The organism is Marinicrinis sediminis (genome assembly GCF_042685085.1).
Taxonomy (GTDB): Bacteria; Bacillota; Bacilli; order Paenibacillales; family KCTC-33676; genus Marinicrinis; species Marinicrinis sediminis.
This window is the reverse complement of record NZ_JBHUMM010000043.1, coordinates 584,856-610,641: the sequence shown is the minus strand read 5'-3', so window position 1 is coordinate 610,641 and position 25,786 is coordinate 584,856. Positions and strand designations below refer to the sequence as shown.

Below are 25,786 nucleotides of genomic sequence, written 5' to 3'. Positions count from 1 at the left end.
CCATCAATCTAAATTGTGATTGTTGCTCAGTCGCTATGTAAGCTCGCGATTATTCTTCGTTCGTTTTTTGTGTAATCCGGAAAATGACGAATTCAGCTGGCTTCACAGGTGCAATCCCGATTTCACAGATCAGTCGTCCGTTGTCGATATCGTCCTGTGTCATGGTGGATCTGCCGATATTGACAAAGAATGCTTCGCTAGCGCTGCTTCCCATCAGGGCGCCGTCTCTCCAGATCCGTGTCAGGAAGGCTTCAATCGTCCGATTTACCCGTGCCCACAACATTTCGTCGTTTGGTTCGAATACGACCCAGTTGGTGCCGGCTTTGATCGATTCTTCCACGAAAATAAACAGTCTGCGTACGTTGATGTACTTCCACAGTCCGTTGGAAGAAGTCGTTCTCGCTCCCCACACTCGAATCCCTTGTCCGGAAAAAGCCCGAATCAAGTTTACGCCGCGCGGGTTCAAAATATCCTGCTCACCATTGTTATACTGACAATCCAGTCCAGTACAGCCTCTGACCACTTCGTTCGCAGGCGCCTTCTGTACCCCTCTCGACTGATCGGAACGGGCGTAGATACCGGCCATGGAACCAGACGGCGGGATGAAAATGCTGCGTTTTTCCAGTGGATCAAATACTTGCAGCCACGGATTGTAAAGGGCCGCATACTGGGAATCGAAAATGTCCCGATGTGTATTTACATCTGCTACTTTGGTCTTGTCCCGCGGGATATCCAGAATCGCAAACCGGCTCTTCAGATTCTCACAATGGGCAACAAGCGCCAGTTGAACGTTGGCATCAGTGACGCCCGGGACAGCCATGATGCTGACCACATCATTGTCAATATAAGCCTGAATGCCTGTCCGCTTGCCAGGTCCACGATCCTCACCCATGAAATCAGCCGGAGAGAGCGATGAAACCGAACCGTCGCTTCCACCTGAAAGTGCAATCGTGTAGGATGCAGCGTCTTTCTTGTCGCCCGCAATCAGCGCGAACGGAGAGACGACTTCCTCTTGCCCCGCTTCACTGCTGTGATCCTCTACAAGCACAAGATTGGAACGACTCAGGATCTTCGTGATATGGTTGGCAGATGCACCGTTCAAGGAACAGTTCTCATACGTTTCCACCTCATCACCGCATAGCACATTGACTTCCAGTTCACAGGTTCTCAGCACCTTCTGCGGAAGCAGATTGGCATCGATGACCGCATCTCCGCCCTCTAGCGGCTGATCCAGCTCCAAGATGGAATCTTGCGCCTTGACAACCTTGCGATATTGCTTCTGTTCGCCATCAGAGAAGACGACTACATCATCCACTTCAAACCCGGCCGTTGATTTAACCCGATAAGAACGGCTGGCCGATGCAGCCTCACCCTCTTGCGAAGCTTCTCCTTCGATCGCCAGGATTTGGGTTTTCGCTTTGGAAGCTGGTGCGACAGCGACGCGAATCTGATCTCCCCATACACCCGGATTTTTAGCGGTAAAATGAAGAACGGTCTGATCATTGGCAGACGGTTTGGCATCCCCTGGCGCGACACGCATAACATAACAGCGAGAGCCCCCGTTTAAAAAGAAATGATCGACGGCATAGGCGAGATAACGATATTCCCCGAATGCATTTTGAGAGAGATAAGATCCGTAATAACGCTGAAAATCAGCAAAGCTGGTAATCAGCAGCGGCAACCCCTCCGTTGGTCCTTTTTGAGCCACACCTATAAAACCTACGGTACTTGTGCTTACACCCTCCATCGGTACGGAGCCACTGTCAAACTCTTCAACATACACTCCAGGCGATAAATATTCAGCCATGTTTCCCCGGTTCCAAGTTATCCTGAAACCAGTTCCTCCTTTCTATTGATCGCTTGATGATTAACTAGTCTATCCTGCCTAACATGACAGTCTCTTGTCCGGTTACTCTCACCTCCCGTTCGTACTCCACTTTTTGATCCTGTTCAACGGTGACCTGGATGACACAATCTCTGCCTAGCGGCCCCCGAAAAGGAAGGACAAATTCTCCCCGCTCATTCTCCGTCGTTTCCACGACCGCGTATACAAGCGACCCGCGCTCATACTCATGCTCCAACGGCTCCGCTAGCAGGTAGCCCTCTTCCTCTTCCATCCATTTCACGATTCGAATGACTTCGTGAGCGTTTTTTTTCCTGCTTTTGAGCAAAACCGGCTCTCCCACGATGATATTGCCTAACAATTCAGTAAATTTCACCAATTGTGTCCCTTTTTCAGCCTTGACCTGTGACAATCTGGCCTTGGCCGAAGATTCACTTTGCACCGCCCCTCGAATCAAGGGAGGGGCAGATGGGTCATCCGTCTTTGCGGAACCTTCTCTGAACCGTTTTGCCAAGCTGCCTCGAATCAGAGCAGCACCCGATGGAAACGGATAAGCCGAATGCGGCTTGAGAATCAGGGGAGTAGCATAGACGGGATGTCCATCGGTTTCAACCTGCACATGCATCTCGGCTGGCAAATAGAAGAGAGAGGATACTTCGAGCGAATACGTGCCGGCGGGCACATCCATCAGCAGCATATGCCCGTCAGGCTTGCATAGCGGCTTGACTGAAACGCCATTCAAGCACACCGTGAGCTGCCGCAAGGCTGGTGGTCTACCCGTATACCCGTCCACCAAGGGAAGGATGATGCCGGCCGCTTGTCCAAAACGCGATTGTCTGCCTGTCTGCATCGTCTCCTCCTACCCCTGTACCGTAAAATCGGTACGTGTCACCCGCTTGACGGCTTTCGTGCGAGTGGATTCAATTCGTATGGGTCCGGCGATATAAGGAACAAACAGTCGAAAAGGAGTATCTGAAAAGTTCCAGATATTTTGCAACCCTTCCATGGGCATGTCTTCCTTCCGTACCCGCAATTCTTCATTGTTCTGCAGCAAGGTTCCCTTGAGTGCAGCACCGCGAATGGCAGAGTGATCATAGAGCACTTGCATCGCTTTGCCCATCATGCGGTGTTCATCGAGCATCTTCGATTTCGCATCCGCGCTAGAGAATGCCGTAAGCAGAAAATGAAGATTGATTTCAAGCGGCGGATATTGCAGGCTTCCTCTCGCGTCAGCAATCATTTCATTGGATCTGCTCTCACTGTCCGTCACATTGTACAGAAACAGCAGCAGATTCAAATCTCCCGGATCTGCAGGGGTGCCGAGACCGATATATTCAGGCTGGACGATCGGGTCGGGCACCATTTTTTCCCTTAGCAGCTCGATCAGCGTCAGACCCGCATCCGAGATCGCATTTGTATTTCCCATGGTCATCCTCCCTCTCTGATAGCGGTACGCTCTTCCAGATATTCCTTGAAGTCATCGAAGGAAAAGATTTTTCCGGTTTTGGTCAATTCATTTCTTGCAGATTGAACGAGATGCTTCATCGAAATCGCGGACGACGTTGCTGCAGCAAGAAAGGCGGCCCCCAGCACGATATTCTTAATATTTCCACCAGCAATTTCGAATTTTTCACCCAACAGATCCACATCAATATCTTCATGCAAGGGAGCCTTGCCACGAAGCATGGATTCCCATATCTGGGCCCGATATGCAGCGTCAGGGAAAGGAAACTTCACGACATATTGAATACGTCGCATAAATGCCTCGTCAATATTTTGAAGCAAGTTCGTGGACAGAATTGTAATCCCCTCATACTCTTCCATCTTTTGCAGCAGGTAAGCGGTCTCAACATTCGCATAACGGTCATGTGAGTCTTTCACATCTGTCCGCTTGCCGAACAGGGTATCCGCCTCGTCAAAAAACAAAATAGCCTGGCTGCGCTTCGCTTCTTCAAAGATCGTATGAATATTTTTCTCTGTCTCACCAATGTATTTGCTCATCATTTGGGAGACATCAATCTTATAAATCTGTAGATCAAGCTCATTGGCGATGACTTCTGCCGACATCGTCTTTCCTGTGCCTGGAGGTCCTGCACATAATATACTGATGCCCTTTCCATATGAGAGCTTGTCTCCAAATCCCCATTGGCCATACACGATATGGCGGTATTTCATATGTATCGTAGCCTGATAGATCTGATCTTTTTGATGATCAGGCAAGATCAGGTCCTCCCACGTATAATTCGGATGCAGGCGGACGGCTTTTTCATTCAGTCGATGGCTGACCTGCGCGTAGCATGCTTCAACCAGCATGGACGAGCTGATTTCTAGTTGCTCCTCACCAGGGTACTGCCATGTCATAGATTGTTCGGCTTTTTTGAGAGCGGCACGAATTTGGCCGGGATAAAGCTTGAACTGACTGGCCATCGTTCCGATCGATAGCGTAGAAGACAATCGGTACGGGATAATCGCAGACTCCCATATTTCAAGCCTTTCCGTTTCATTCGGCAATCGCAGTTTGATCTGGAGCCATTGAGGCGGATCGAGGGCATATGTGCTCTTCCAGCTTTCCGTAGAGAGAAGAAAGACAAAGGTCTTCTCCTGTTTCAATCGAAAAAGCAGTTCCTCTCTCAACTGTTTGCGATAGGGTTGATCCTCGAATAGCAATTCCAGCCGTTCGATGCATAGCACAGCCGAATGAAGCCTCGCTTCCCGAAAGCATAACGACCAGATTTCTTCGACGGATTCTTCGCTTTTCAGCAGCGTCTGCACCAATCTGGGAAGGTTGACATGTACGCATGTCTTGCCGAGCTGACTGCAAAACTGACGCACACGCTCCCTTTTCCCTGATCCTGCTTCTCCCTCCAGATAAAGCTGTCTCGGGAAAGTCTCGTCCTTATAAGCTGCAAGAGCCATGTGATGGATCTGCTGTTGCACGTCGTCCATCGTATCTGGCTGATTGATCTGCTCATAGAACTCGACTGATATGCCGTTTCGCTCCAGCGATACTGGAACCTCACCGGACAAACAGTAGTCGATCATGCGTTCATCCATCCGTAATGGTCGAGCCAAAAAAGGTACACTGGCATCGGACCATTCCTTGCCGATTGCAAACATCATCTCGACAAAAGGGTGATGCGGATCAAATAGCTGTCGCAGTCGCGAAGCCGAGACGAACCCGCCCATCAACTGAACCACAAGACCGATCGTCGGGTACTTGCAGGTCACATCATCCTGTAGGTAGGCATACAGCTTCTCATACTTGCGATCCACTTCCATCGCCAGGCTGATCCATAAGGCTGCTTCCTGCACGTCGTCTGCTTCCATTCGTCTGAGAAGCGACAGGACGGGCAATTGGATATGCTGATGCTCACTGGCAAGCAGTCTCTTTTCCATAGCCTGCTCCAGTTCCTGAATCGGTTCATCCAAGGGATGGATGAATGCGTTCTGGTTGCCTGAAGCCATGAGCTGCTGAACCTCTTCTTCTGTAATAATCAGGCCTTTCCACTGATCCATGGCGGGATCTTGCTGTCTGGCCTGAAACAAATCCAGTTGTTTCTGTATGTATAAGTCAATACGTTGTAATTGATCTGCGATGTATTCACCTATATGCTGATAAGCATTTACCGAATGATGTAGCAGATCGTCATGCGATGAATGAATACGATCTACAGAATTTTTCAGCATTTTCCCCCTCCATTTACAATAAAAAAGCGGATCATGCAAGATCACGGCGATTTTGCAAATGACGTTAATTGTGATCATCTTCATACAACTACCCACATTATACTGACAAAACGACAAAAAAAGACGGATATCTATCTTTTTTTAGCTATTCTTTAGGTGATTCGACATCATTCTTAAGGTCGATTGCCTGCATGTTTGATAGGAAGATCTGCCCCTACCATTTTTTTAGATGGACATGCAAAAGACCCGGATCTATCGATCCGGGCCTGACAGCATATATGAGAACACTTCCTATTTATCTGTATATCCTGTTTCACGATGCTGATACTTTTCAATCAAGTTCATCTTCAGGTCATAAGCTTCCTGACTCAAGCTCACGCGGAAATGCTCCGGATTGAGCTGCCGGGTATATTCCGGCCAAAACTGGGCAAGCTGCTGCTCATGATAGGCACGTATTTCCTCGAGTGATGGCAGGTCGTAAATGCATACTCCATTTTCCATTACAGGCTGAAGCAGAGCAATCGCCTCATAATCGGAAATATTTTTGGACATGAAGGGATAGGTAGGATGAAAGAGCTTGACCGGCTGTTGCTGTTCGATGTGCTGTTCATGTGCCAGTGCCATGTAATCTGCAATGGCTTTTCCACTCTTGCGATCAATGAGCCTGTATAACTTCTTGATACCGGGATTGGATATCTTCTCCGGATTCCCGGATATTTTGATTGAAGGGACATAACCACCGTCCACCTCTCTGGCTGCCAGTTTGTATACGCCGCCAAGGGCTGGTTGATCGTAAGCGGTAATCAACTTCGTTCCCACGCCCCATACATCGATCTTCGCCCCTTGCGCACACAGATTCAGAATGGTGTGTTCATCCAGATCATTGGATGCAATAATCTTCACATGCTGCATATTTGCCTGATCGAGCATTTTTCTGGCTTCTACGGACAGGTACGCCATGTCTCCGCTGTCCAGTCGAATGGCTTTGAGCTGACGGCCTTGAGCCTCCAGTTCTTTTCCTACCTGAATGGCATTTGGAACCCCGCTTTTCAGCGTGTCATACGTATCGACGAGTAAAACAGCCTGATCCGGAAGCGCTTGAACGAATGCCCGAAAAGCCTCCAGCTCAGAATCATGATCCTGCACCCAGGCATGCGCATGGGTACCACTAACCGGGATTTGAAATTTCATGCCAGCCGCTACATTTGAAGTGCCCGCAAAACCGGCAATATAAGCCGCTCTCGTTCCCCAAATGGCGGCGGATTCTTCATGTGCTCGACGGGTGCCAAATTCAAGAAAAGTATCCTGAATCGCGGTTCGTCTAATACGAGATGCTTTTGTCGCCACCAGAGTCTGATAATTGACGACATTTAAAATCGCGGTCTCGATCAACTGCGCCTCAAATATCTCGCCCTCCACCCGCAGGATGGGCTCACTTGGAAACACCAGTGTTCCCTCCGGTACAGCGTGTATGTTGCCGGTGAACGACCAGTTCCTAAGTGCTTCCAGGAATGCTTCGTCATATTGCTCAGGCTGTGTGCGCAAAAAATCAATTTCTTCCTCTGTGAAGCGCACTTGGGTCACATATGCCAGTACACGCTCGAGTCCGGCACTGACCGCATACCCGTTGCCGAAAGGAAGTTTACGAAAAAACAGTTCGAAAACCGCTTTTCGCCGGTGCGTACCCTGTTTCCAATGTGCGTACATCATATTGATCTGATATTTGTCTGTATGAAGGGCTGGAATTGTCGTCATCCTGCATGCCTCCGCTCTCGTAAGTTCGTCTTACTTGCCCGTTACCTGACCGCCAAGCGTTGATTCCACATGTCTCAGAGACCACTCATGACCAGCCTGGTCAAAGCTTGCCACCGCATCCGCATGCACCACCACTTGAAATCCCTTATTATAAGCATCGACCGCCGTGTGCAAGACACAGATATCAGTGCAGACACCGATTAAGTGAAGCTCTGTAATCTGTCTGGATCTGAGTTGCAGCTCCAGGTCCGTTCCGCTAAAGGCGCTGTAACGGGTTTTGTCCATCCAATAGATGCGATCTTTGTGCTGTTCATACACGTCCTGAAGCTTGCCGAACAATCCCCTGCCTGCTGATCCTTTAATATTGTGTGGCGGGAATAGCCTGGTTTCCGGGTGAAAGGGGTCATTTTCATGATGCAGATCCACTGCCATGACGACAAACTCCTTCTGATCCACAAACGAGCGGGTCAGTTCACAAATCCGATCCTCTATCGCCACTGCCGGTTCTCCGACCGGTAACGATCCGTTCACAAAATCGACGGTAAAATCAATGACAATCAGTGCTTTCATGATCGATTCACTCCTTTGGCGATCTGTATAAGTTGGCCCTCATTGACATACAAGACCTTCTGATATTGTCGTATATTATAACCTTCTTTCCAGGAGAGGACAAACCTTTATTGGAAACTTCCCCATCGATTCCCGTTTTTCTAACATGAATCTCCTATCACAAACAAACTCAGTTATAATAGAATGGGGATAGATTCTGTCGAACGATGGCTACCAATATGTCGAAAAAGCGGGGATTTTCATGGAGACAACAAATGCTGAACGGTTTGACCGTATGCTGAAGCTGACCACCTCATTGCTGTTTGAGAAAGAGCGATCATTTTTTAGATGTGACGAAACGAGCCGCAAGCCGAAACGTCTGGTAGAAATCGGATCGGGAAACGGCTATTATCTGTCTCAGCTAGTGAAGGACAGGCCTAACGCAACCGCTACCGGATTGGAAATGAGCGAGGCATTGTACCCCTACACCTTGCCCTATGTGCATGACCGTTTACAATTTATTCAGACTACCTACGAATCGTATCAACCCGAAGCTCCATTTGACACGGTTCTTTGCCGGCTCGTTATCGATCACCTTGCGAGCAGATCCCATTTATATCAATGGATTCGTCGTCATACCACCCCGCAGGCCAGCTTGTGGATCATAGATATAGAGGATATTGCCTGTCATGCTTTTGATGCACTGCCTGCCTATTCGGCGCTGTTTGTCCGGGAACGCCGTCGCATTCGACCCGGAGGCCTATTTTCTCTCAAGCAACGATTGCGGGCAGAGCTGATGGAAGTCGGATTTGTGGAAGAGGAGCAAATGTCCTATGACCTGACCCATCACCATCCCGATCAGAAGCAACAACTGTATACCTATCTGCGGCTGTCTGCGCAACTGATGCACGACAATCAGGCACAACTAGATAAGATCGAACAGGAACTGCAAGAGTGGCTGACAGATGTGCACAGCACCCTTTCGATTCCGATGTTTGCCATGCAATGGAGAAGGAGGAACTAACCATGGAGTGGTTTGATGCATACAGAGAAGATGTGGCATGGGTATTTTCCGAGGCGGAAAGTCGCTTGTCGAACTTTCCGGCCAGTTTGCAAGCAGATGCTGCCAGACAACTGCAACAATATCATCCTTTTCAGGAAAAGAGTCATAAAAACTATATTTGCTATCTGCTTCCTTTCTGGATGGGGCAGCCATTTTCAATTGAGAACCGTATTCTTCGCCAAATCTCATTAGCCAATGTATTCCTCATGATGCATCTGGTTACACAGGATGATGTCATGGATGATTCATCCGTAGATCGCACCCGATTGCTCGCGCTTAGCCATTTATTTGCTACCGCTTCGGTTAGCGAATATCAACAGTTATTTGATTCAAATTCCCTGTTTTGGGACATGTATGCCCAATATGCGACACAATGGGCAGATGCGGTATGTATGGAGCAGCAAGCTTCGAGCTTTGTGCAAAACCCGATTTCAATTGCAGCAAAGGCAGCACCAGTCAAATGTGCCAGTACCGCAGTGCTGCTTGTGCAACAGAACGAGAGCCTGCTCCCGCTTTATTCCAGAGCTGTGGACGCCGTGCTCGCTGCCCTGCAAATGGCCGATGACTGGGCCGACTGGCGTGAAGATTTGCAACTTCAAAATGCAAATAGTCTACTCGCACTCATCCGCTCGGAACCAGCTTATTCGTATTCATTGCCCCCTTCCCCCGAGCACATCCATCGCGCTTTATGTCTGTCATCAATCAGTGAACACTTCGTACAGATTGCGGAAGCCTTCGAATCAGATTTGCAGGAACTGGAACGAAAACCTAACCATTTGATCGCATTCTATCACGCACTCGTCACAGACCTTCGCAAAGGCGCAAATACATACACCCTCCAAAGGGAAAAAATGAAACTAGGCGGTTTTTCCTATTGGTTGTCGAAAAATATTGTAAACACATAGATATTTAGAACTATTCATGCTAATCTAGTAGAGTATCCGGACATCTCTCTATACATATTTTCCAGAAATTGAAAAGCAGAAGGAGATGAATGCAATGTCAGGCGAAGAAATACTCAAACATCAGATCATTCAAAAAGCATGGGAAGATCCTGCTTTCAAATCCAGACTGTTGAAAGACCCCAAGGCCGCGCTAAAGGAAGCTTTCGACCTCGATATTCCCAAGGACATCCAACTGGATGTGCTAGAGGAATCGTCCAATCATTTTTATCTGGTGCTTCCCGTCAATCCTGCCGACCTTTCGGATGATGACGGGGAACATTGCAATGGATGGTGGTAATTACTCAAACAAGCAGGCAGCAGTCCCAAATTCTCCTTCGACTGCTGCCTGCTGTTTATATCACTCGTATTCCTTCGGCATTTCTACCTGATCATAATTGTCAGCTGTTGGGAATCTGAGAATCGCCTCCGTGCCTTCCCCTTTGACACTGCTAAAAGTGAGCGAGCCTTTCATCGATTGAATGATGCGATAGGTGACCATCAGGCCCAGACCTGTCCCTTTTGTTTTATTGGAATAGTAAGGTTGTCCAAGTTTCTCAATCTCCTCCGCTTCCATCCCCACGCCTGTATCCTTGATATGAAGATAAATCTCATCATTTTTGGCGTATGCATGGAGTCGCACCTCACCTTTTTCCTCCAAAGCCTCTATACTGTTCTTCACCATATTGATAATAGCCTGCTTAAATTTGGCGGAATTTCCCATGATCGTCAATCCGGTCCGCACCTCCATTACTAGCGTACCATTGTTAATGCTGGCTAATGGAGACAAGATGCCGACAATATGCTTCAGTTCCTTGTCCAGAGAAATCGGCGCAATCGATTCCATTTGCGGCTTTGCAAACGTGAGGAAATCCGTGATGATATCAGAGGCGCGGTCCAGCTCTTGAATCGCCAGATTCAGATATCTTTTTTCTTTCTCACTCTTGTTTTCGCCTTGAAGTTGAATAAAGCCACGCGTCACCTGGAGTGGATTACGAACTTCGTGTGCCACTGACGCTGCCAGCTCACTGATCATTTCCATCTTCTCCGCGTGCTGCAATTCCCGGTTATACATCTCTAGTTCCTTCGTATAGCGCACTACCCGATCATGGTCCGCTGCAATTCGCCTCGCCAAAATCATGATTAGGGCTAGTATAAAGGCCAGAACGCCCCATTTCCAGTAAATAAAATCATAGTTGATGTCCTGGACTAAGAACCAGACCATTTCGCCAATAAAGATAAGCGCAAAGATCACAAATCCGATGGTGTAAATGATTGCATCGAGATCTTTACGGAAAGCGTTAATTAGGGCGAACACGACCAGCAATGCAAATTCTATAATGATAAAAAACGATAAAAACGTGACACTCAGGAAAAAGTATACGTCAAACGACATGCCAATAATGAAATTGTAAAGTGCCAGGAAGATCAGAAACGTACAATAATAGACCAAAAGCTTGCGATATTTGCGAATAATCCCCCACGGCCCGATGGTCACTACCTTTTCGAAATAATAAATCATTGCGGGAAGCATTAAGGTCATCGCAATATCGAATGCCAAAATATGGAGCCGTTTCGTTTCCGGGGCAAAAATTCGCAAGAACTCTGAATAAGCAACTAGCATGATGCCGATGGAGAGAATAATCAGTGTTAATGAAAACCAGCTTGGAACATGCATTCTTCTCAGAAAAATGGAGCCCAGCATCATTACGAGCGCGACCACAATCAAGGCCGAACCGATAACAAATTCCATTAGCCCTTTGCGTACAAATTGAGTTAATTGTTCATTGTATTCCCCTATGTACATCGTTTCTCGAATTCCAATTCGATCCCAAATGGTCTCCAGGTGGAGATAGAGTTGATGATTGCCATTTTTCAGGGTCTCATGCGTATCCAGCGGGATTAGGAAATATTGATGATCCGTACTTCTCTCACGATCAGTAGAGAAAATATAGGTTCCTTCTTCATCGTAGACTTCGATCGTATTGGCATAGATTTTTTGAATAAACAAGCTTGGCTGATGGTATTGCAGTTCCGGTAGGGAAATTCGAATCCAGGCGGAATCGACTCCTTCCGGAAGAGACGGTGCATTTCCGTCTGTGGATACGGTTGTCCAGCCTTCTTTCTGGTTCAATATATCCTCAATTGGGAGCGTCGTATCCTCCATTTCCCAGAATATCGCCCAACTGTTTAATTCAATCGGTGAGCTTGTCCCGTTGGCTTGTTCAGCCTTTGTTTGTGTACGGTCTTCGTCTGCGAAGGCATGGCCTGCAGTCAAGCTGAATATCACAATGACGATTTGCAGGATTGCCCATAGGCTCATTTTCATTCTCTTCATACTGCTTCTGTCCCCTTACCCATTTTCTATTTCCAACTCCCTATATTTCGACAAATATCGCCTCGTTCCTTCATTATTTTTCATTTTTTTCATACTCTAGTACTATACCTGATCCTCTCAGCAGCAGACACAAGATTCCATCACAAAAAGCCATTCACCTTGTGGGAATGGCTGTGGGTTTCGCGGTCAGATTATGTGGATTGTCTGGATTGTCTGCAAGTTCAGGTTGACTGTAATGCAATCAGACAGACATCCTCTACCGCATAGCTCCTATTTACCGATTCATGGTCAGAGTAAGCAGACCGTTCATTGAGTACATACAGGGACCGGTTTCTGGCTGTCACCCTTCGTACCTGATGAGTGTGATCCAGTACATGGCCGGTCTTCTTGCAACAAATGTAGAATGTGTGATCGGACGATGTCATCCCGTCGAGACTGGCAGGTTCTACCAGTTGCAATGAAAGCTTGGTCCCTTCGGCATTCGACAGAGACTGAATCAAATCCAGCGGGATCGCCCCTGGGTAGGAATGCAGTTTGATCATATCGAAGTCTGGATAATAGGAAATCATGTTTCCGCGAAGCGTTTCTTCATTCGGAAATTGCAATATAAGCTCCATCTCTGGTCCCTCCTGGCATTCAACTGAAAAAGTCAGATCCTCTATCTGATAACGGAAATCTGTCATCATTTTTCATCGTATGCAGGATTGCCTTTATTCATGCCTTTCATACCTGATCATTCACGATCATAACCATCCTTTGCCCATTTGACTCAGGTTTTCTTGCTCCATGCGCGCTTCATGCTGACCATCACATACAACACCGCAATATAGGCCATGCTGACCATCCCCATCCAGGACAAAATTTCGCCCATCATCGAAATCATCTGCCGTTCCTTGATAAAGATGGCGGACAAATACAGAAGGATGATCGCCGGAATGAAGGTGAATTTCATCTTCCAATTGAATGCACGCTTCACGCCCCGTGCCGCCGACCATAAATAGATACAAATATTCGGAATGACCACCAGCAGCCAAATGGAGACCATGATATATTCGAAGCGCTGAATAAACGGTACCTCCAAAATCGTAATCATCGTCAGGGTGGGCCAAATCGTATGCTGCAACAAGCCTTCACTGTAATACACAAACGTGATGAACATATTGACCAAGTAAAGGAGTATAACAGAAATCATGCCCCATTGAGCCCATTTCAACGACTGTCCTCCCTTTTTAATGAAAGGGAAATAAAAAAACAGACTTTCAAAGCCGACATACTGAAAAATCATCAACTTGCCCGAGTGCACATATTCCATCAAGGAATGATTGAGAATCGGCTGCAAGTTGCTCCATTGACCGAATTGAATCGGATAAACGAGCAGCGGCCCGATCATCGCCAGCGGAATGATCACCCCCCAGAGACAAATGCCGGTAATCATTCGAAGCCCCCCTGAAAGGATATAATACACGAGCAGCAGGATCACCATCTGCAACAGCCAGGGCTTCAGGGTGGGGAATAGCCACACTTTCACAATTTCGAGATAGCCAATCAGGATCATGAAGGAGGCATAGAAGAGATAGAGGGAAAATACCAGGGTCAATCCTTTACCAATCCATTTGCCAAACAGCCATTCATGCAAACTGTGCAGATCATTTTGCTCACTGTTCAGCATCCGGTACATCATCCAGATGACCCCGTTCATGACCAGGCCCAGCAAGAGGATAGACACCCAGGAATCATAGCTGGCCGCCTGCACGAGTGAACGCTGGTAGCTCAATATTCCAAGGCCGATCACGCCGGCATGCACCAGATAAAAGACGAAAAAGGGAGAAATCTGAAATCGTTCTTCGACCTGTACGTTCATTCCTCTTCCTCCTTCCCTGTTGGACGCTGTTATCATGCTGTTACTTCGCTCCTGCCACACTGCACCTCTCCTGCTAGCCCCACTGCTGCCTCGCACCAAATCATGTTGAACCCTTTTATTCGCCAATTCCGGTTTGAAGGACATTGACTTCTGTATGAGCTGTCAGCTGGAGATCTTCATATTTCTCGTAAAATGTTCGGGCATTCCAGTTTCTCTTGTGAGATCTGAATTTTTCACCAAATCCGATCGGATCGACGTTCCATGTTATAAAACGCTGGACAAGCTGTTCAATTTGCTCAGAAAAATGGGTTTCGAATTTCTTTTCCACCCACTTCAAATTTTCTTTCTTCGTCAAATCGAGCCAGGGCGGATAATCCTTGATCATCGCATCCACGCGCATATGCACAGACACGCTCGGCACTTGCTCGTCATCCATCGTCAAATCAAAGGACGTCTTACCGGCCAGATTGCGCAATAAAATGTATCCCTTCTTGCCCTCCTTGTTGACATGCACCTGATATCTGCCGGCCGTTGTTTCATTCAGCATCAGTTTGAGCAAAAAAGATTCTCTCAGATTAATGCGACCCACATAACGATCTTTCCTAAATATAGCAAGTCCATCCAGCTTGATCGATTGATCTTTGTCCTGTATAAAGTAAGGCAAATAGGGATCACGGCCTTCTCCATAATATTGATACAGGAAATGATGAAGGTTCGACGATGGAATATTTTGCGTTTCAATGTTCTGTTCGATTACAGTAGAAAGGAAATACGAATCATTCGTTTTCACAACCCGCTGCAGCAGTTTCTCAGCGGTGTTTTCAGCGACAGCCAGATGCAAGCGGCTCGTTATCGCAGGATCACGAATGAGACTGTTCACAATGACCGTAATTCCTTCCTTTGCGAATTCTTCTCCAAACACGACAATCCGCAGCTGTCCCTGCTCCACTGGCAACGAGGATTTGGAATTTAACCGGGGCAGAATATCATAATTTGAATTGGAAATGGTGGCCATCATGTTGGCTTTGGTCATATTTTGTTGTTCAAATGTCGGGTATAGCGCACTGCCCTGATAACCCTTGTCTAGCTTGTCGTATCCGATGCAATTGACGAGCTGAATCTCGTCGATGGTTGTGGGCGTGGAACAGCCTGTACTTCCGAGCACCAGCCAGGCAATGACCATGGAGACACCCAGCTTGCTGTACAGGGAACGGGCACTTGTCAGCGTCATGATTGTCACCCTTTACTCATCAATATCTCTTTTCTTGTGCGCAGACTGCTTGTTGTACCTCTTTGATGATTTTGGCCTTAAAAAGGACGGTCGTTTCCACAATGAACTGTACGGAGACCGAACAAAGGAATCCGCAAAATTGTTTACGCGCAGTGGATAGAATGGCACCATATACGGCGTTCCGAGCGAGCTTAGACGCATCAGGTGAACAAGCAGGAAACTGATCGCCAGCACAATGCCCAGGCCGCCCCACATAGCGGCCATCAATATAAACGGAAACCGCAGAAAACGGATCGTATTGGACATTTTGAATATTGGAGTTGTGAAGGAAGCGAGCGCCGACAGGGCGACAATGATCAGGAGAATATTACTGGTCAGAGCCGCTTCCACAGAGGCCTGTCCGATCACAATCCCGCCCACAATCCCGAGTGTTTGACCGACCTTCGTGGGCAGTCTGGCTCCTGCCTCCCGAAGCAGCTCGATCGTAATTTCCAAAAACAATACTTCAATGACGGGCGGAAAAGGGACATTGACTCTCGAAAATATGATTGGGCCCAGCATATCCTGAGGCAGCATCTCATAATGAAAAGTGACGACAGCCGTGTAAACGGAAGTAGCCAAAAAAGAAAACAGCACGCCAAACATGCGGATCATGCGAAAGAATGAGCCCACCACCCAGGGCAAGTAATAGTCCTCCGGAGAAATAAAGAAATCAAAAATGGTGGTAGGTCCGGTAATCACATACGGCGAACCGTCTGTCAACAAGGCCACCTGTCCATTGACCAGGGTGTAAACGACACGGTCGATCCGTTCTGTAGACAGAAATTGTGGAAAAGGACTCTTGCTATTGTCGGACATGAGCTGATCCAGCTGTGAATTGTCAAACACGACATCAAAGCGGATATTTTTCAACCTTTCAGTCATGGTATTCACATGCTGTTCATTGGTCACGCCATCGAGAAAAACCAGAGCCACTCTGGTCTGTGACTGATTGCCAATGACAAAATCGCGGATGGTCAGACTGGTAGTGTTCATCACTCTGCGAAGCAGGTGCAAGTTAATATCCATATTTTCGACAAAACCGATTTTGGGCCCGACGACACTATATTCATTTTCCGTATCATTCTCGGTTCGCAGTCCCAGTTGACCACTGGCGATGTTCAGCAGCAGGCATTTGTCATCCCCTTCCCGCAGTTGAATCATGGCAAATCCCTTCAGCAAATGATACTCAATTTCGGAAGGATTATTTGAGAGCTTCATGTTGCTTAGCGGAATTCGTTCCATCAGTTCCTTCAGGTCGCGGATATGATGGCTGCGCAAGTTCATGTCCTTTGTTTTCTTGAACACATATTTGCTGAGCATTTCTTTGTCTACCAGTGACTTGTAATAGGAAATCAGCATCCGTTTTTTCTCATCCGTCATGGAATACGTGATGAAATCAGTGGATTGCCGGATCTGATTCAGCATCGCCGCTACATTTTTGAACCGATTCCGCATGGAAACAGACTGAGCCTCATTTGCAGAGGCTTGCAGATTGCCTGAACCTTCTTCGTCAGGAAGAATCGTTTGCTCATCTGACTGCTTTTGCGACTGCTGACTTGACCCTGCTGATGGCTTTCCTACTCTGGCTGGTTGCTTATGGGATTGGGGTGATTGGCCTCGCTTCATAATAAACATAATCATTCTCCATATGTATCCGTCCTGTTCCTGAACTTAGCATTTGAAGCGAATCCTGACTTTATACAATTTTGTTGCCTGGGCATAGTTCGACGAAAAGTATAAAATAATGTAGATGATCTGCAAATTGAATGCGGTCTAAGCATGTATATCAACCAGAATCCATAAGGAGTGACTTCTCATGAACCCATTTTCATTTCACAATCCAACCCGCCTGATTTTCGGCGAAGATCAATTGAAGCATCTCGAAAATGAACTGTCCAAAAAGCTCAACATTTTGCTCGTATATGGGGGAGGCAGCATTAAACGAAATGGCGTCTATGACCGCGTCATGGCGCATTTATCCAGTCTAGAGGCCAATGTAACGGAATTGTCAGGCGTGGAGCCGAATCCACGGCTTTCCACCGTTCACAACGGAATTGCCATATGCAAGGAGCAGAACATCGACTTCATTCTTGCCGTTGGCGGGGGCAGTGTCATTGACTGCAGCAAGGCGATTGCAGTGGGTGCGAAATTCGACGGCGACATTTGGGATGTGATCTCCAGAAAAGCCGCACCAACAGGGGCATTGCCGATTGGAACCGTGCTTACCCTGGCTGCAACCGGCTCGGAGATGAATGCGGGGTCTGTGATCACCAATTGGGAAACGAATGAAAAGCTCGGTTGGGGAAGTCCATTCTCATTTCCGCAATTTTCTATCCTGGAACCGTCCAGCACACTGACCGTGCCAAAGGATCAGACCATATACGGAATTGTAGATATTATGTCTCATGTCCTGGAGCAATATTTCCATCATATCGATAACACGCCTGTTCAAGACCGGTATTGTGAAAGCCTGTTGAGAACCGTCATGGAAACCGCGCCAGCTCTGCTGGACAACTTGGAGTCCATTCCTGACAGGGAGACCATTCTGTACTCGGGTACGATGGCACTCAATGGAATTCTGAGCATGGGGGTAGTGGGTGACTGGGCGACACACAATATAGAACATGCTGTGTCAGCCGTGTACGATATCCCACATGGCGGTGGACTGGCTATTCTGTTCCCGAACTGGATGAAGCATGTGTATCAGGAAAATCCGGCCCGCTTCAGACAATTTGCAGAGCGTGTTTTTGACATTGACTGTCCACAGAAAAGTGATGAAGAAGCCGCGCTTGCTGGTATTGAAGCCCTCCGCCAATTCTGGCAATCGATCGGTGCCCCGTCTCGCCTGGCGGACTACGAGATTGATCATACACGAATCGATGAAATGGTAGATCGGGCTATGCTTTTTGGTCCGTTCGGAAACTTCAAGAAATTACAGGCTGAGGATGTAAAGTCCATCTACGAAGCCTCTCTCTGATTCCGTCTCGACCCATTCCGATCGTCTCATCCCCTTCACATAAAAATAAAGAGCAAGGCCATTTTTTCCATGGCCTTGCTCTTTCTGTATGATATGTATCCTGACTTTCTGCTATCTCTGTTTTTTTGTGTGTTGTGTTCTCTATTTTTTTTGTTTTTCTGTTCTCTTTGTTTTCCTGTTTTCTCTGCTAACTCTGTTCTCTCTGTTTTTCCGTCATTCCGTTGATTTGTCACTTCGCTAATCTACTTTGCCAAACTGTTCAAAGGGCCAGATACGATAAATAATACGTCCCTCGATGCTGTCTTCATGAATGGCGCCCAGCTGTCTGCTGTCCAGACTGATTTCCCGATTATCTCCCAGTACAAAGTAATGGTCTTCAGGAATGGTATAAGGCATGCCCAACCCATTAGCGTAAGTCAATCCCTTGGCATAAGATTCATTCAGTTGCTCATCGTTGAGGTACACGTACCCCTCCCGCATGTCAATGACATCTCCAGGCAGACCAATCAATCGTTTCACAAGCCGATTTTCATATTCCGGTCCATTGATGATCACAATATCTCCCCGGTCTGGCGTGCTGAACCGATACGTAATCTTGTCCTCAATCAGCCTTTCGCCTTCATAGAGCGTATTTTCCATGGAATTCATTTCGACTTCTGTTTGCGCAATCGCAAAATTATGTATGAGCAACGCTGCGATAATCGCAACCCCCAATGACAACGTCCATTCCTTTATTTCCTTTACCCACCTGGAAGGCTTTGCGGGCTCGGTTCGTGATTCATTCGGGTAAGGTGATTCGGGCTGTCCTTCATACTCTGATGATTGCATGAGTTATCCTCCTGACTAATGGGGACCCTGATTGGATCAAAATCTTGCAATTCCCTTATAACGATTATACCATGGATGGAAATCGTTGTGAAAAGTTTCATACAAAAATGGCCATGCGTATCCATATGGACACACATGGCCGAGTCAATTCCGTACGTCATTCGATCAATCCACTTTCCCAGGCAATGTGGTAATGATTGGCTCATCCTTGGTAATCACCATCGTATGCTCGAACTGGGCGACGAAACTTTGGTCCGGAACCTTCAGCGTCCAGCCATCCGGCATTTCCATGACATAATCCGTTCCATTAGACAGGAAGGGCTCAATCGTAATGACCTGACCTTCCTTAAGCTTCCGTTTCTCATGGGGATCATAATAATGTACGATCTGATGCGGCTCTTCATGCAAGGCTCTGCCGATGCCGTGGCTGCACAGATTCTGGATAATGCAGTAACCGTGGGACTTCGCTTCTTCCTGCATAATGCGTCCGATCTCATTCAGCTTCGTTCCGGCCTTCAGGGATGCAATGACTTTCATCATCGTTTCCTCTGCTGTTTTGCACAACCGTTCCAGTTCTGGATTGAAGCCTTGCAGAACAAAGGACTGACCTGAATCCCCATAATAGCCATCCAGTTCCGCAGACACATCGATATTCACCAGATCACCGGCTTGCAACACATAATCACCGGGAATCCCGTGTGCCACCTCTTGATTGACACTAATGCATGTGGCACCCGGAAACTGGTACATGACCTTTGGTGCTGATCTCGCTCCGAGACGGTTCAATACTGTTTCACCATATTCATCGAGCTGTTTCGTTGTCATTCCAGGCTTGGCGTATGCTTTCATTTCTTCTATGGTGGTGGCGACAATCCGCCCGATTCGCTTCAATCCTTCGATCTCATAATCATGTTTCACAATCATCCTGCATCCTCCTCGTTGCGCGCTTTCCAAAACGCATCCACCTATTATAGCATATGAAAAATCATCACACGAGTTCACGGATCGTGACAAGTTCAGGATGATCCAAGCACAGACGACTGGCGCGACAAAATCTGGTGAGGTACGATCCAGCGGCACTGCTCAATCTTCTCACTGCGAATTTGTTTCACGAGCAGTTCGACGGCCGTTTTCCCAAGCTGAAAAATATCAATATCGATGTTGCTCAGTGTGGGATTGACCAGTCCACCTATCGACATTTTGTTGAAGCTGATCATGGCCATATCCTCCGGTACACGAATATGCATTTCCTTGAAGGTTCGGATGAGATCCATGCACATCAGGTCATCCTGTACGATCAGGGCAGTCGGTCGCTCCGGCAGGCTCATGAAAGTGGAGACGGCCTGAAAGCTGGAGAATTGACTGCCATCTAGCGTGTAGTCGTCTCTAATCGGAAGTCCGGCATCCTTCAGCCCCTGCTCATACCCGGCTTGACGGTCCTTGCACACGACGAGATCGGACGGCCCATTTACGAAAGCGATACGCTCATGACCTTGTTCTACCATATGCTTCACCGCATCATAACACGCTTTTACATTGTCATTATCGACCGACAACAAAGAATCATCCTGCACATGTCTGCCAATGAGGACAAAGGGAAAACCCTCTGCCTGCAAAAACTGAATAATCGGATCATTCACTCGTGATTGAAGCAGGATGAGACCATCGACCCGCTTGCCTCTCACAAGATTCATGGTCGCTTGCAACTCTTCATCGATCGTCGCTCCTGTCGTAGTGAGGACATCATACATGGAGGCGGTCGTTTCCGAGAATATGCCCCGGATCACCTCGATGAAAAACAGATTCATATACAGCTGTTCAGCCGTTTTTGGAAACAGAACCCCAATGGTGGAGGTGGACTTGGAAACCAGGCTCTGTGCGATGATATTCGGATGATACTCCAGTTCCTCCATAATCTTGCGCACCTTTTGTGCTGTCAGCTTATTGACCGTACTATGTTTGGTAATAACCCTCGATACGGTTGAAGGAGATACTCCGGCTGCTCTTGCCACATCTTTAATCGTTACAGACATTTCGTCCATCCTTCCCCTCAAATGTTCCTCACATATATGTTCTATGTATACTTGTATACCTTTACAATCTATTATCTTACGCTGTACAAGACAGATGCAAGTGAAAAAATTGATATATTATGTTCAATTCTTTGCAAAAAAAAACAGGTGATCCAGTTTGACCACCTGTTTCCTGCTTTTTTATGAGAGCTTATTCTCCTGCCGGTACGACAGCACCTTCATACTGATCGAGAATATACGCTTTGGTTTCTTCACTTTTGAGAACCTCAGCCAGCTTTTGCACTGCCTCTGATTTGGCGAGTGCCGGCGTGGAGACAAGAATATTTACATATGGCGATTCGCTTCCTTCAATAAACAAGGCATCCTCTGTCGGGACCAGATCGGCTTCCAGTGCATAGTTCGTATTGATCAGAGCCAGATCCACATCGCGAAGCATTCTTGGCAGCATGGCCGCTTCAAACTCTTTGATATCGAGATTCTGCGGGTTTTGCTCAATATCTTTCAGAGTGGCATTGATGCCCGCTTCCGGGTTCAAGGTAATCAGACCTTGCTGTTCAAGCAGCAATAGCGCTCTTCCCCCATTGGTCGGATCGTTCGGAATTGCCACGACCGCGCCCTCTTTCAGTTCATCGAGAGAAGTAATACGGTCTGAATAGCCTCCGAACGGTTCTACATGAATACCTGCTACCGAGATCAGGTTCATGCCATTATCCGTATTGAATTGATCCAGGTAAGGCTGATGCTGAAAGAAGTTTACGTCAATGGCACTTTCATTTACCTGTACATTCGGCTGGACATAATCTGTAAACTCTTTGATTTCCAGTTCAATTCCCTGCTCTTCGAGCATCGGTGCCACAAATTTCAGAATCTCAGCATGCGGAACAGGAGTGGCTGCGACCGAAAGGGTCGTTTTTTCGCCTTGGTTGTTCTGTTCGCCCTGATCAGCAGCCCCGTTGCTGGCCGTGCCCGAATTCGTGTTGATCTCGTTGTTCGTATTGCTCGTGTTATTGACTCCTCCACATGCGGCCAGTACAACCAGCAATGCAATAGATAAAAATAAACCCATTGTTTTTTTCATGATGTTCCCTCCATCGTCATAATCGTTTGTATAACATCTTGCAATCTTACCTTCCTTACTTGCGCGTGTAGCGCTGGACCAGTTGATCACCGATCAACTGCAACACCTGAACCAGAATAATCAAAATGACGACCGTCACGTACATGACCGCGGCATCGAAACGCTGGTAGCCATAACGGATAGCGAGATCGCCGAGGCCCCCTCCGCCAATGATCCCTGCCATGGCTGTGTAGGAGACCAGGGTCACGGCTGTGATGGTCACGCCGGCAATCATGCCGGGTCTGGATTCCCTCAGAAGCACTTTCCAGATAATCTGCATGGGAGAGGCCCCCATCGATTGGGCGGCTTCAATCACACCACGATCTACCTCTCTGAGTGAAGTTTCCACCAGTCTGGCAAAAAACGGCGCCGCTGCAATGACAAGGGGTGGGATGGTACCCTTTACCCCATACGTAACTCCCACCAGTTCCCTCGTGACGGGGAACAGCAATATCATCAGAATGACAAACGGAATTGAGCGCAGTACATTAATGACCAATGACAGCCCGTGATAAAAGGCGAGGTTTTGGAGCATCTGTCCTTTGGAAAACAGGAAGACGAGCACGCCGAGCGGCAGGCCAATCAGAACGGTAAACAGCATGGACAGTCCGATCATGATCAGTGTGTTCCAGGTTTCTTCCCGAATCTCCGCCCAGTCCAGTTCCCGAATATCGGTCCAGATCGACGTTTCAGTCAAGTATGAAACAGATAAAGACGTTTCAGACAAGTATGAAACAGATAAATGGGTGACATGATGAACCGCTTCTAGGATCTCCATTCCATCACCTCCACTTCCAGTCCACGAGCCCTTAACTGATCCGCTACCTGTTCGTGATCAATCTGTTCACCGTGCAGCTCAATCAGCAACTGACCGTACGGAAGATCCTTCATTTTAGAGATCGTGCCCTGTAAGATACTGAAACTATAGCCGGTATCCCTCACCGTCTCAAACAGAACCGGTTCGTATGTCTGATCTCCCTTGAAGGAAATGCTCAGGATGGTCTTCGCTGCATCCGATTCCACATAAGACCGGACATGGGTGTCATCCTGAACCTGTGAGACAAACTGTCGGGTAACCCGGTGTGCAGGATGCAAAAACACATCGATGACATCACCTTGTTCCACGATTTCTCCTGCATCCATGACCGCCACACGATCACAGATATCCCGAATGACTTGCATCTCATGGGTAATGAGTACAATCGTAATACCGAGCTCACGGTTGATCCGGCTCAGCAACTGCAGAATCGCCCGCGTCGTCTCCGGATCGAGCGCGGAGGTGGCTTCATCACACAATAGGACGTGCGGCTTCATCGCCAGCGCTCGGGCAATTCCTACCCGTTGCTTTTGCCCCCCTGACAGCTGGGAAGGATACTGGTTCAGTACATGCTGCAGCCCCACCAGTTCAGCCAGTTCTTCCACCCGCTCTCGAATGTGCTTTCGGTCTGCTTTTGCGAGTCTGAGAGGAAAAGCGATGTTGTCAAAGACAGTCGCAGAGCTGAGCAAATGAAAATGTTGAAAAATCATGCCAATTTGTTGTCTTTGTGCCTGAAGCTTCTTTCCATGAAGCGCCGTCAAATCCACGCCGTTTACCGTAACCGTACCGGTTGTCGGTCTTTCCAGACAATTCAAACAGCGAATCAGGGTGCTTTTCCCTGCCCCTGAATGCCCGATGATCCCGAAGATTTCACCGGAACGGATATGTAAATCGACCGGCTTCAATGCAGAGATCGAGGTTTGATTGCGCGTATACGTTTTGCTTACTTGCTTGACGTGGATCAAGGTGTCCACCTCCTGAATACAAGATGGTTGCAGCTCTATGCTAGCTTCTGTCTCCCCGCTTTTCCTTATCCGAATCTTGCGGCATAAAAAAAGCCCTATTTCATCATATCCGTGAAATAGGGTACACCATAAAGGTTCACACCTATCTCATCTCTCAGGAATCATCCTGCAGGAATTGGCACCGGACGTTTGCAAGCATCCAACTATACAAACCGGTTGCCGGGCATCATAGGGCCTGTCCCTCTGCCTCTCTGGATAAGATAGCTACATATTCAAGTCTTTTGATAGGAGAAGAGTACGTGTGAAACGTATGTAAGGAAGTATATCGAATCATCACATGCATCGTCAATACTTTTGACCAACGTTCAATTTTTCGACATATTGAAAACGCTGTATTTAGGATTGATTTCTCAACAAGGAGCGTTACAATAGAATTATAGTCTGCATACACACCATTAAATGATGAAGAATGGAGGAAGAAATGATATGCAATGCCCTGTCTGTGATGATATTCGCTTGAAGGAAATCGAAAAAAACGGTGTTCTCATCGATATATGCCCAGGGTGTAAGGGAGTATGGCTGGATCGGGGCGAATTGGACAAACTGATGGGCGGCGTTCGGGAAATGCAGCATGAATATGAACGTTATACCTCTGAACCGATGCATGCCTCAGAGTCTCCGATGCAGCATCAGCCTAAACCGAGCTCCTACCGTACCACAGGCTATGCTTCCTCGGACAAAACCCATTCTGGCTATGGTCACGATTATCCGTCTGGATACAGCAAGTCATCCTATCCGTATGGCTACAAGAAGAAGAAAAAGAAAACCGTGCTGGATACCATGAGCGATCTGTTCGATTTTTAAGATTCAATGGATCCATATGGATAGAACCTGTACGGAGATAACATTGAACCAATCAGCCAAACACAAATCAAGCACAGTCCCCTGATAGAACGTTCATCATTCGGGGACTGTGCTTTTCTGATCGAACTCTTTACTCTGTCATTATCGTGTTCTGATGCCCACGATCTGGATTAACCCGGCAAGTTGACACCCGTTTGCCGTTTCTTCTGTGCTCTGGATTTCTTAATTTTGGCCGTTGCCGCATTCGTAGTGAAGATCAGCACTTCGGCGAGCGCAATCGCGGCAATGATGTCTGGAATGTAGTGTTGTTTAACGAATAACGTAGACAAATAAATCAGGATACACAATGTGTTGATGGACGCCTTCACCCACGTTGGCATCTTCACTGGCTGGAACGCTCTCATTAGCAACCAGGTCGTCAGAACGTGAATACTCGGCAAGCAATTGTATGGCGGATCATTGGCGTATATATACTTGACGAGGTTCAGCAGAAACGTATCTTCTGTAATTTCCGGGCGCGGTACGTGGGTTTGATAGGTCAGATACACAATATAGCAGATGATATGACCCACGACGGAATTGAAGATATACTTGTAATATTCCTCTCGATGCAAAAAACATAGAACAACCAGGCTGACAAAAATAAAAGGCCCCCACACGATATACGGAAGAATAAAGATTTCCCAGAATGGAATATAGTCATCTATTCCAAACTTCACGATATGAATCGGTCTGTCCCCGCTATTTACTAGTCCGTACGTTGCACTGCATGCAGAAATCGCGAACATAAATACGAGTGGGAAAGCTTTGCGTATATCCAGTTTAGATAGATTCATGCTGTACACGCTCCCCATTTCTTCTTCTATTTTTCACAC

The 25,786-nt window shown here is 47.4% G+C and carries 23 protein-coding genes and 1 riboswitch; of the genes, 5 read left to right on the top strand and 18 right to left on the bottom strand.

The features are described from left to right. Positions 1-49: 49 nt before the first annotated feature. From ACFSUC_RS16560 to ACFSUC_RS16535, 6 genes are all read right to left on the bottom strand, one after another. Complete coding sequence (locus ACFSUC_RS16560; protein WP_379930745.1) at positions 50-1,807, bottom strand: phage tail sheath family protein; 1,758 nt, start codon at positions 1,805-1,807, stop codon at positions 50-52. Positions 1,808-1,871: 64 nt separating this feature from the next. Continuing rightward, positions 1,872-2,693 (bottom strand): hypothetical protein, encoded by an 822-nt coding sequence (locus ACFSUC_RS16555; protein ID WP_379930744.1) that lies wholly within the window; start codon positions 2,691-2,693, stop codon positions 1,872-1,874. A 9-nt stretch (positions 2,694-2,702) separates the two neighbouring features. After that, on the bottom strand, positions 2,703-3,269 hold the full coding sequence (locus ACFSUC_RS16550; RefSeq protein WP_379930742.1) for a DUF4255 domain-containing protein: 567 nt from the start codon (positions 3,267-3,269) through the stop codon (positions 2,703-2,705). A gap of 2 nt (positions 3,270-3,271) precedes the next feature. Then, entirely contained in the window at positions 3,272-5,530 is a 2,259-nt protein-coding gene (locus tag ACFSUC_RS16545) for an AAA family ATPase (protein ID WP_379930741.1), read from the bottom strand. A 291-nt stretch (positions 5,531-5,821) separates the two neighbouring features. After that, entirely contained in the window at positions 5,822-7,285 is a 1,464-nt protein-coding gene (locus ACFSUC_RS16540; protein WP_379930740.1) for a nicotinate phosphoribosyltransferase, read from the bottom strand. 30 nt (positions 7,286-7,315) lie between these two features. Then, a complete protein-coding gene (locus ACFSUC_RS16535; RefSeq protein WP_379930738.1) occupies positions 7,316-7,855 on the bottom strand; it encodes a cysteine hydrolase family protein in 540 nt (179 codons plus the stop codon). Between the two features lie 241 nt (positions 7,856-8,096). On the opposite strand from ACFSUC_RS16535, the gene ACFSUC_RS16530 reads away from it, so the two are divergent. The 3 genes from ACFSUC_RS16530 to ACFSUC_RS16520 all read left to right on the top strand — a co-directional run bounded on the left by ACFSUC_RS16530 (position 8,097) and on the right by ACFSUC_RS16520 (position 10,139). After that, positions 8,097-8,858: a class I SAM-dependent methyltransferase gene (locus ACFSUC_RS16530; protein WP_379930737.1), complete on the top strand. Its 762-nt coding sequence runs from the start codon at positions 8,097-8,099 to the stop codon at positions 8,856-8,858. 2 nt (positions 8,859-8,860) lie between these two features. Then, a complete protein-coding gene (locus ACFSUC_RS16525) occupies positions 8,861-9,802 on the top strand; it encodes a hypothetical protein (protein WP_379930736.1) in 942 nt (313 codons plus the stop codon). 94 nt (positions 9,803-9,896) lie between these two features. Next, positions 9,897-10,139: an NHLP leader peptide family RiPP precursor gene (locus ACFSUC_RS16520; RefSeq protein WP_379930735.1), complete on the top strand. Its 243-nt coding sequence runs from the start codon at positions 9,897-9,899 to the stop codon at positions 10,137-10,139. Positions 10,140-10,199: 60 nt separating this feature from the next. Here ACFSUC_RS16520 and ACFSUC_RS16515 read toward each other — a convergent pair whose 3' ends face one another. The 5 genes from ACFSUC_RS16515 to ACFSUC_RS16495 form a co-directional block, all read right to left on the bottom strand. Next, positions 10,200-12,176 (bottom strand): ATP-binding protein, encoded by a 1,977-nt coding sequence (locus ACFSUC_RS16515; RefSeq protein ID WP_379930734.1) that lies wholly within the window; start codon positions 12,174-12,176, stop codon positions 10,200-10,202. A 221-nt stretch (positions 12,177-12,397) separates the two neighbouring features. Next, complete coding sequence (locus ACFSUC_RS16510) at positions 12,398-12,793, bottom strand: hypothetical protein (protein ID WP_379930733.1); 396 nt, start codon at positions 12,791-12,793, stop codon at positions 12,398-12,400. A 152-nt stretch (positions 12,794-12,945) separates the two neighbouring features. Beyond that, complete coding sequence (locus ACFSUC_RS16505) at positions 12,946-14,037, bottom strand: GerAB/ArcD/ProY family transporter (protein ID WP_379930732.1); 1,092 nt, start codon at positions 14,035-14,037, stop codon at positions 12,946-12,948. Positions 14,038-14,152: 115 nt separating this feature from the next. Next, positions 14,153-15,268 carry a Ger(x)C family spore germination protein gene (locus ACFSUC_RS16500; protein WP_379930731.1) on the bottom strand — a complete coding sequence of 372 codons (1,116 nt, stop codon included), beginning with the start codon at positions 15,266-15,268 and terminating at the stop codon, positions 14,153-14,155. Positions 15,269-15,280: 12 nt separating this feature from the next. Further along, positions 15,281-16,765 (bottom strand): spore germination protein, encoded by a 1,485-nt coding sequence (locus ACFSUC_RS16495; RefSeq protein ID WP_379930988.1) that lies wholly within the window; start codon positions 16,763-16,765, stop codon positions 15,281-15,283. 361 nt (positions 16,766-17,126) lie between these two features. Between ACFSUC_RS16495 and ACFSUC_RS16490 the strand changes: the two genes are divergently transcribed. Continuing rightward, positions 17,127-18,287: an iron-containing alcohol dehydrogenase gene (locus tag ACFSUC_RS16490; RefSeq protein ID WP_379930730.1), complete on the top strand. Its 1,161-nt coding sequence runs from the start codon at positions 17,127-17,129 to the stop codon at positions 18,285-18,287. 237 nt (positions 18,288-18,524) lie between these two features. Here ACFSUC_RS16490 and lepB read toward each other — a convergent pair whose 3' ends face one another. The 6 genes from lepB to ACFSUC_RS16460 form a co-directional block, all read right to left on the bottom strand. Next, on the bottom strand, positions 18,525-19,115 hold the full coding sequence (gene lepB / locus ACFSUC_RS16485) for a signal peptidase I (protein WP_379930729.1): 591 nt from the start codon (positions 19,113-19,115) through the stop codon (positions 18,525-18,527). A gap of 165 nt (positions 19,116-19,280) precedes the next feature. Then, a complete protein-coding gene (gene map / locus ACFSUC_RS16480) occupies positions 19,281-20,039 on the bottom strand; it encodes a type I methionyl aminopeptidase (protein WP_379930728.1) in 759 nt (252 codons plus the stop codon). Between the two features lie 92 nt (positions 20,040-20,131). Continuing rightward, positions 20,132-21,148, bottom strand: coding sequence for a LacI family DNA-binding transcriptional regulator (locus ACFSUC_RS16475; protein ID WP_379930727.1), 1,017 nt, complete (start codon positions 21,146-21,148; stop codon positions 20,132-20,134). A 190-nt stretch (positions 21,149-21,338) separates the two neighbouring features. After that, positions 21,339-22,226 (bottom strand): MetQ/NlpA family ABC transporter substrate-binding protein, encoded by an 888-nt coding sequence (locus ACFSUC_RS16470; protein WP_379930726.1) that lies wholly within the window; start codon positions 22,224-22,226, stop codon positions 21,339-21,341. Positions 22,227-22,281: 55 nt separating this feature from the next. After that, positions 22,282-23,043: a methionine ABC transporter permease gene (locus ACFSUC_RS16465; protein WP_379930725.1), complete on the bottom strand. Its 762-nt coding sequence runs from the start codon at positions 23,041-23,043 to the stop codon at positions 22,282-22,284. Further along, positions 23,031-24,047 (bottom strand): methionine ABC transporter ATP-binding protein, encoded by a 1,017-nt coding sequence (locus tag ACFSUC_RS16460; RefSeq protein ID WP_379930723.1) that lies wholly within the window; start codon positions 24,045-24,047, stop codon positions 23,031-23,033. The genes ACFSUC_RS16465 and ACFSUC_RS16460 overlap by 13 nt, the downstream gene beginning before the upstream one ends. A 144-nt stretch (positions 24,048-24,191) precedes the next feature. Continuing rightward, a riboswitch (SAM riboswitch) is annotated at positions 24,192-24,309 on the bottom strand. A gap of 224 nt (positions 24,310-24,533) precedes the next feature. On the opposite strand from ACFSUC_RS16460, the gene ACFSUC_RS16455 reads away from it, so the two are divergent. Next, positions 24,534-24,911, top strand: coding sequence for a TFIIB-type zinc ribbon-containing protein (locus tag ACFSUC_RS16455; RefSeq protein ID WP_379930722.1), 378 nt, complete (start codon positions 24,534-24,536; stop codon positions 24,909-24,911). A gap of 170 nt (positions 24,912-25,081) precedes the next feature. Here the strand turns inward: ACFSUC_RS16455 and ACFSUC_RS16450 are convergent, their stop codons facing one another. Beyond that, positions 25,082-25,747 carry a phosphatase PAP2 family protein gene (locus ACFSUC_RS16450; RefSeq protein ID WP_379930721.1) on the bottom strand — a complete coding sequence of 222 codons (666 nt, stop codon included), beginning with the start codon at positions 25,745-25,747 and terminating at the stop codon, positions 25,082-25,084. Between the last annotated feature and the right edge of the window lie 39 nt (positions 25,748-25,786).

Bases quoted from the DNA above. Each gene is read 5' to 3' on its own strand.
- ACFSUC_RS16535 (WP_379930738.1), bottom strand. From the start codon at position 7,855: ATGAAAGCACTGATTGTCATTGATTTTACCGTCGATTTTGTGAACGGA.
- ACFSUC_RS16520 (WP_379930735.1), top strand. From the start codon at position 9,897: ATGTCAGGCGAAGAAATACTCAAACATCAGATCATTCAAAAAGCATGG.
- map (WP_379930728.1), bottom strand. From the start codon at position 20,039: ATGATTGTGAAACATGATTATGAGATCGAAGGATTGAAGCGAATCGGG.
- ACFSUC_RS16510 (WP_379930733.1), bottom strand. From the start codon at position 12,793: ATGGAGCTTATATTGCAATTTCCGAATGAAGAAACGCTTCGCGGAAAC.
- ACFSUC_RS16560 (WP_379930745.1), bottom strand. From the start codon at position 1,807: ATGGCTGAATATTTATCGCCTGGAGTGTATGTTGAAGAGTTTGACAGT.
- ACFSUC_RS16555 (WP_379930744.1), bottom strand. From the start codon at position 2,693: ATGCAGACAGGCAGACAATCGCGTTTTGGACAAGCGGCCGGCATCATC.
- ACFSUC_RS16525 (WP_379930736.1), top strand. From the start codon at position 8,861: ATGGAGTGGTTTGATGCATACAGAGAAGATGTGGCATGGGTATTTTCC.
- ACFSUC_RS16505 (WP_379930732.1), bottom strand. From the start codon at position 14,037: ATGAACGTACAGGTCGAAGAACGATTTCAGATTTCTCCCTTTTTCGTC.
- ACFSUC_RS16465 (WP_379930725.1), bottom strand. From the start codon at position 23,043: ATGGAGATCCTAGAAGCGGTTCATCATGTCACCCATTTATCTGTTTCA.
- ACFSUC_RS16540 (WP_379930740.1), bottom strand. From the start codon at position 7,285: ATGACGACAATTCCAGCCCTTCATACAGACAAATATCAGATCAATATG.
- ACFSUC_RS16450 (WP_379930721.1), bottom strand. From the start codon at position 25,747: ATGAATCTATCTAAACTGGATATACGCAAAGCTTTCCCACTCGTATTT.
- lepB (WP_379930729.1), bottom strand. From the start codon at position 19,115: ATGCAATCATCAGAGTATGAAGGACAGCCCGAATCACCTTACCCGAAT.
- ACFSUC_RS16550 (WP_379930742.1), bottom strand. From the start codon at position 3,269: ATGGGAAATACAAATGCGATCTCGGATGCGGGTCTGACGCTGATCGAG.
- ACFSUC_RS16470 (WP_379930726.1), bottom strand. From the start codon at position 22,226: ATGAAAAAAACAATGGGTTTATTTTTATCTATTGCATTGCTGGTTGTA.
- ACFSUC_RS16475 (WP_379930727.1), bottom strand. From the start codon at position 21,148: ATGTCTGTAACGATTAAAGATGTGGCAAGAGCAGCCGGAGTATCTCCT.
- ACFSUC_RS16490 (WP_379930730.1), top strand. From the start codon at position 17,127: ATGAACCCATTTTCATTTCACAATCCAACCCGCCTGATTTTCGGCGAA.
- ACFSUC_RS16500 (WP_379930731.1), bottom strand. From the start codon at position 15,268: ATGACGCTGACAAGTGCCCGTTCCCTGTACAGCAAGCTGGGTGTCTCC.
- ACFSUC_RS16515 (WP_379930734.1), bottom strand. From the start codon at position 12,176: ATGAAGAGAATGAAAATGAGCCTATGGGCAATCCTGCAAATCGTCATT.
- ACFSUC_RS16530 (WP_379930737.1), top strand. From the start codon at position 8,097: ATGGAGACAACAAATGCTGAACGGTTTGACCGTATGCTGAAGCTGACC.
- ACFSUC_RS16545 (WP_379930741.1), bottom strand. From the start codon at position 5,530: ATGCTGAAAAATTCTGTAGATCGTATTCATTCATCGCATGACGATCTG.
- ACFSUC_RS16455 (WP_379930722.1), top strand. From the start codon at position 24,534: ATGCAATGCCCTGTCTGTGATGATATTCGCTTGAAGGAAATCGAAAAA.
- ACFSUC_RS16495 (WP_379930988.1), bottom strand. From the start codon at position 16,765: ATGCGGAATCGGTTCAAAAATGTAGCGGCGATGCTGAATCAGATCCGG.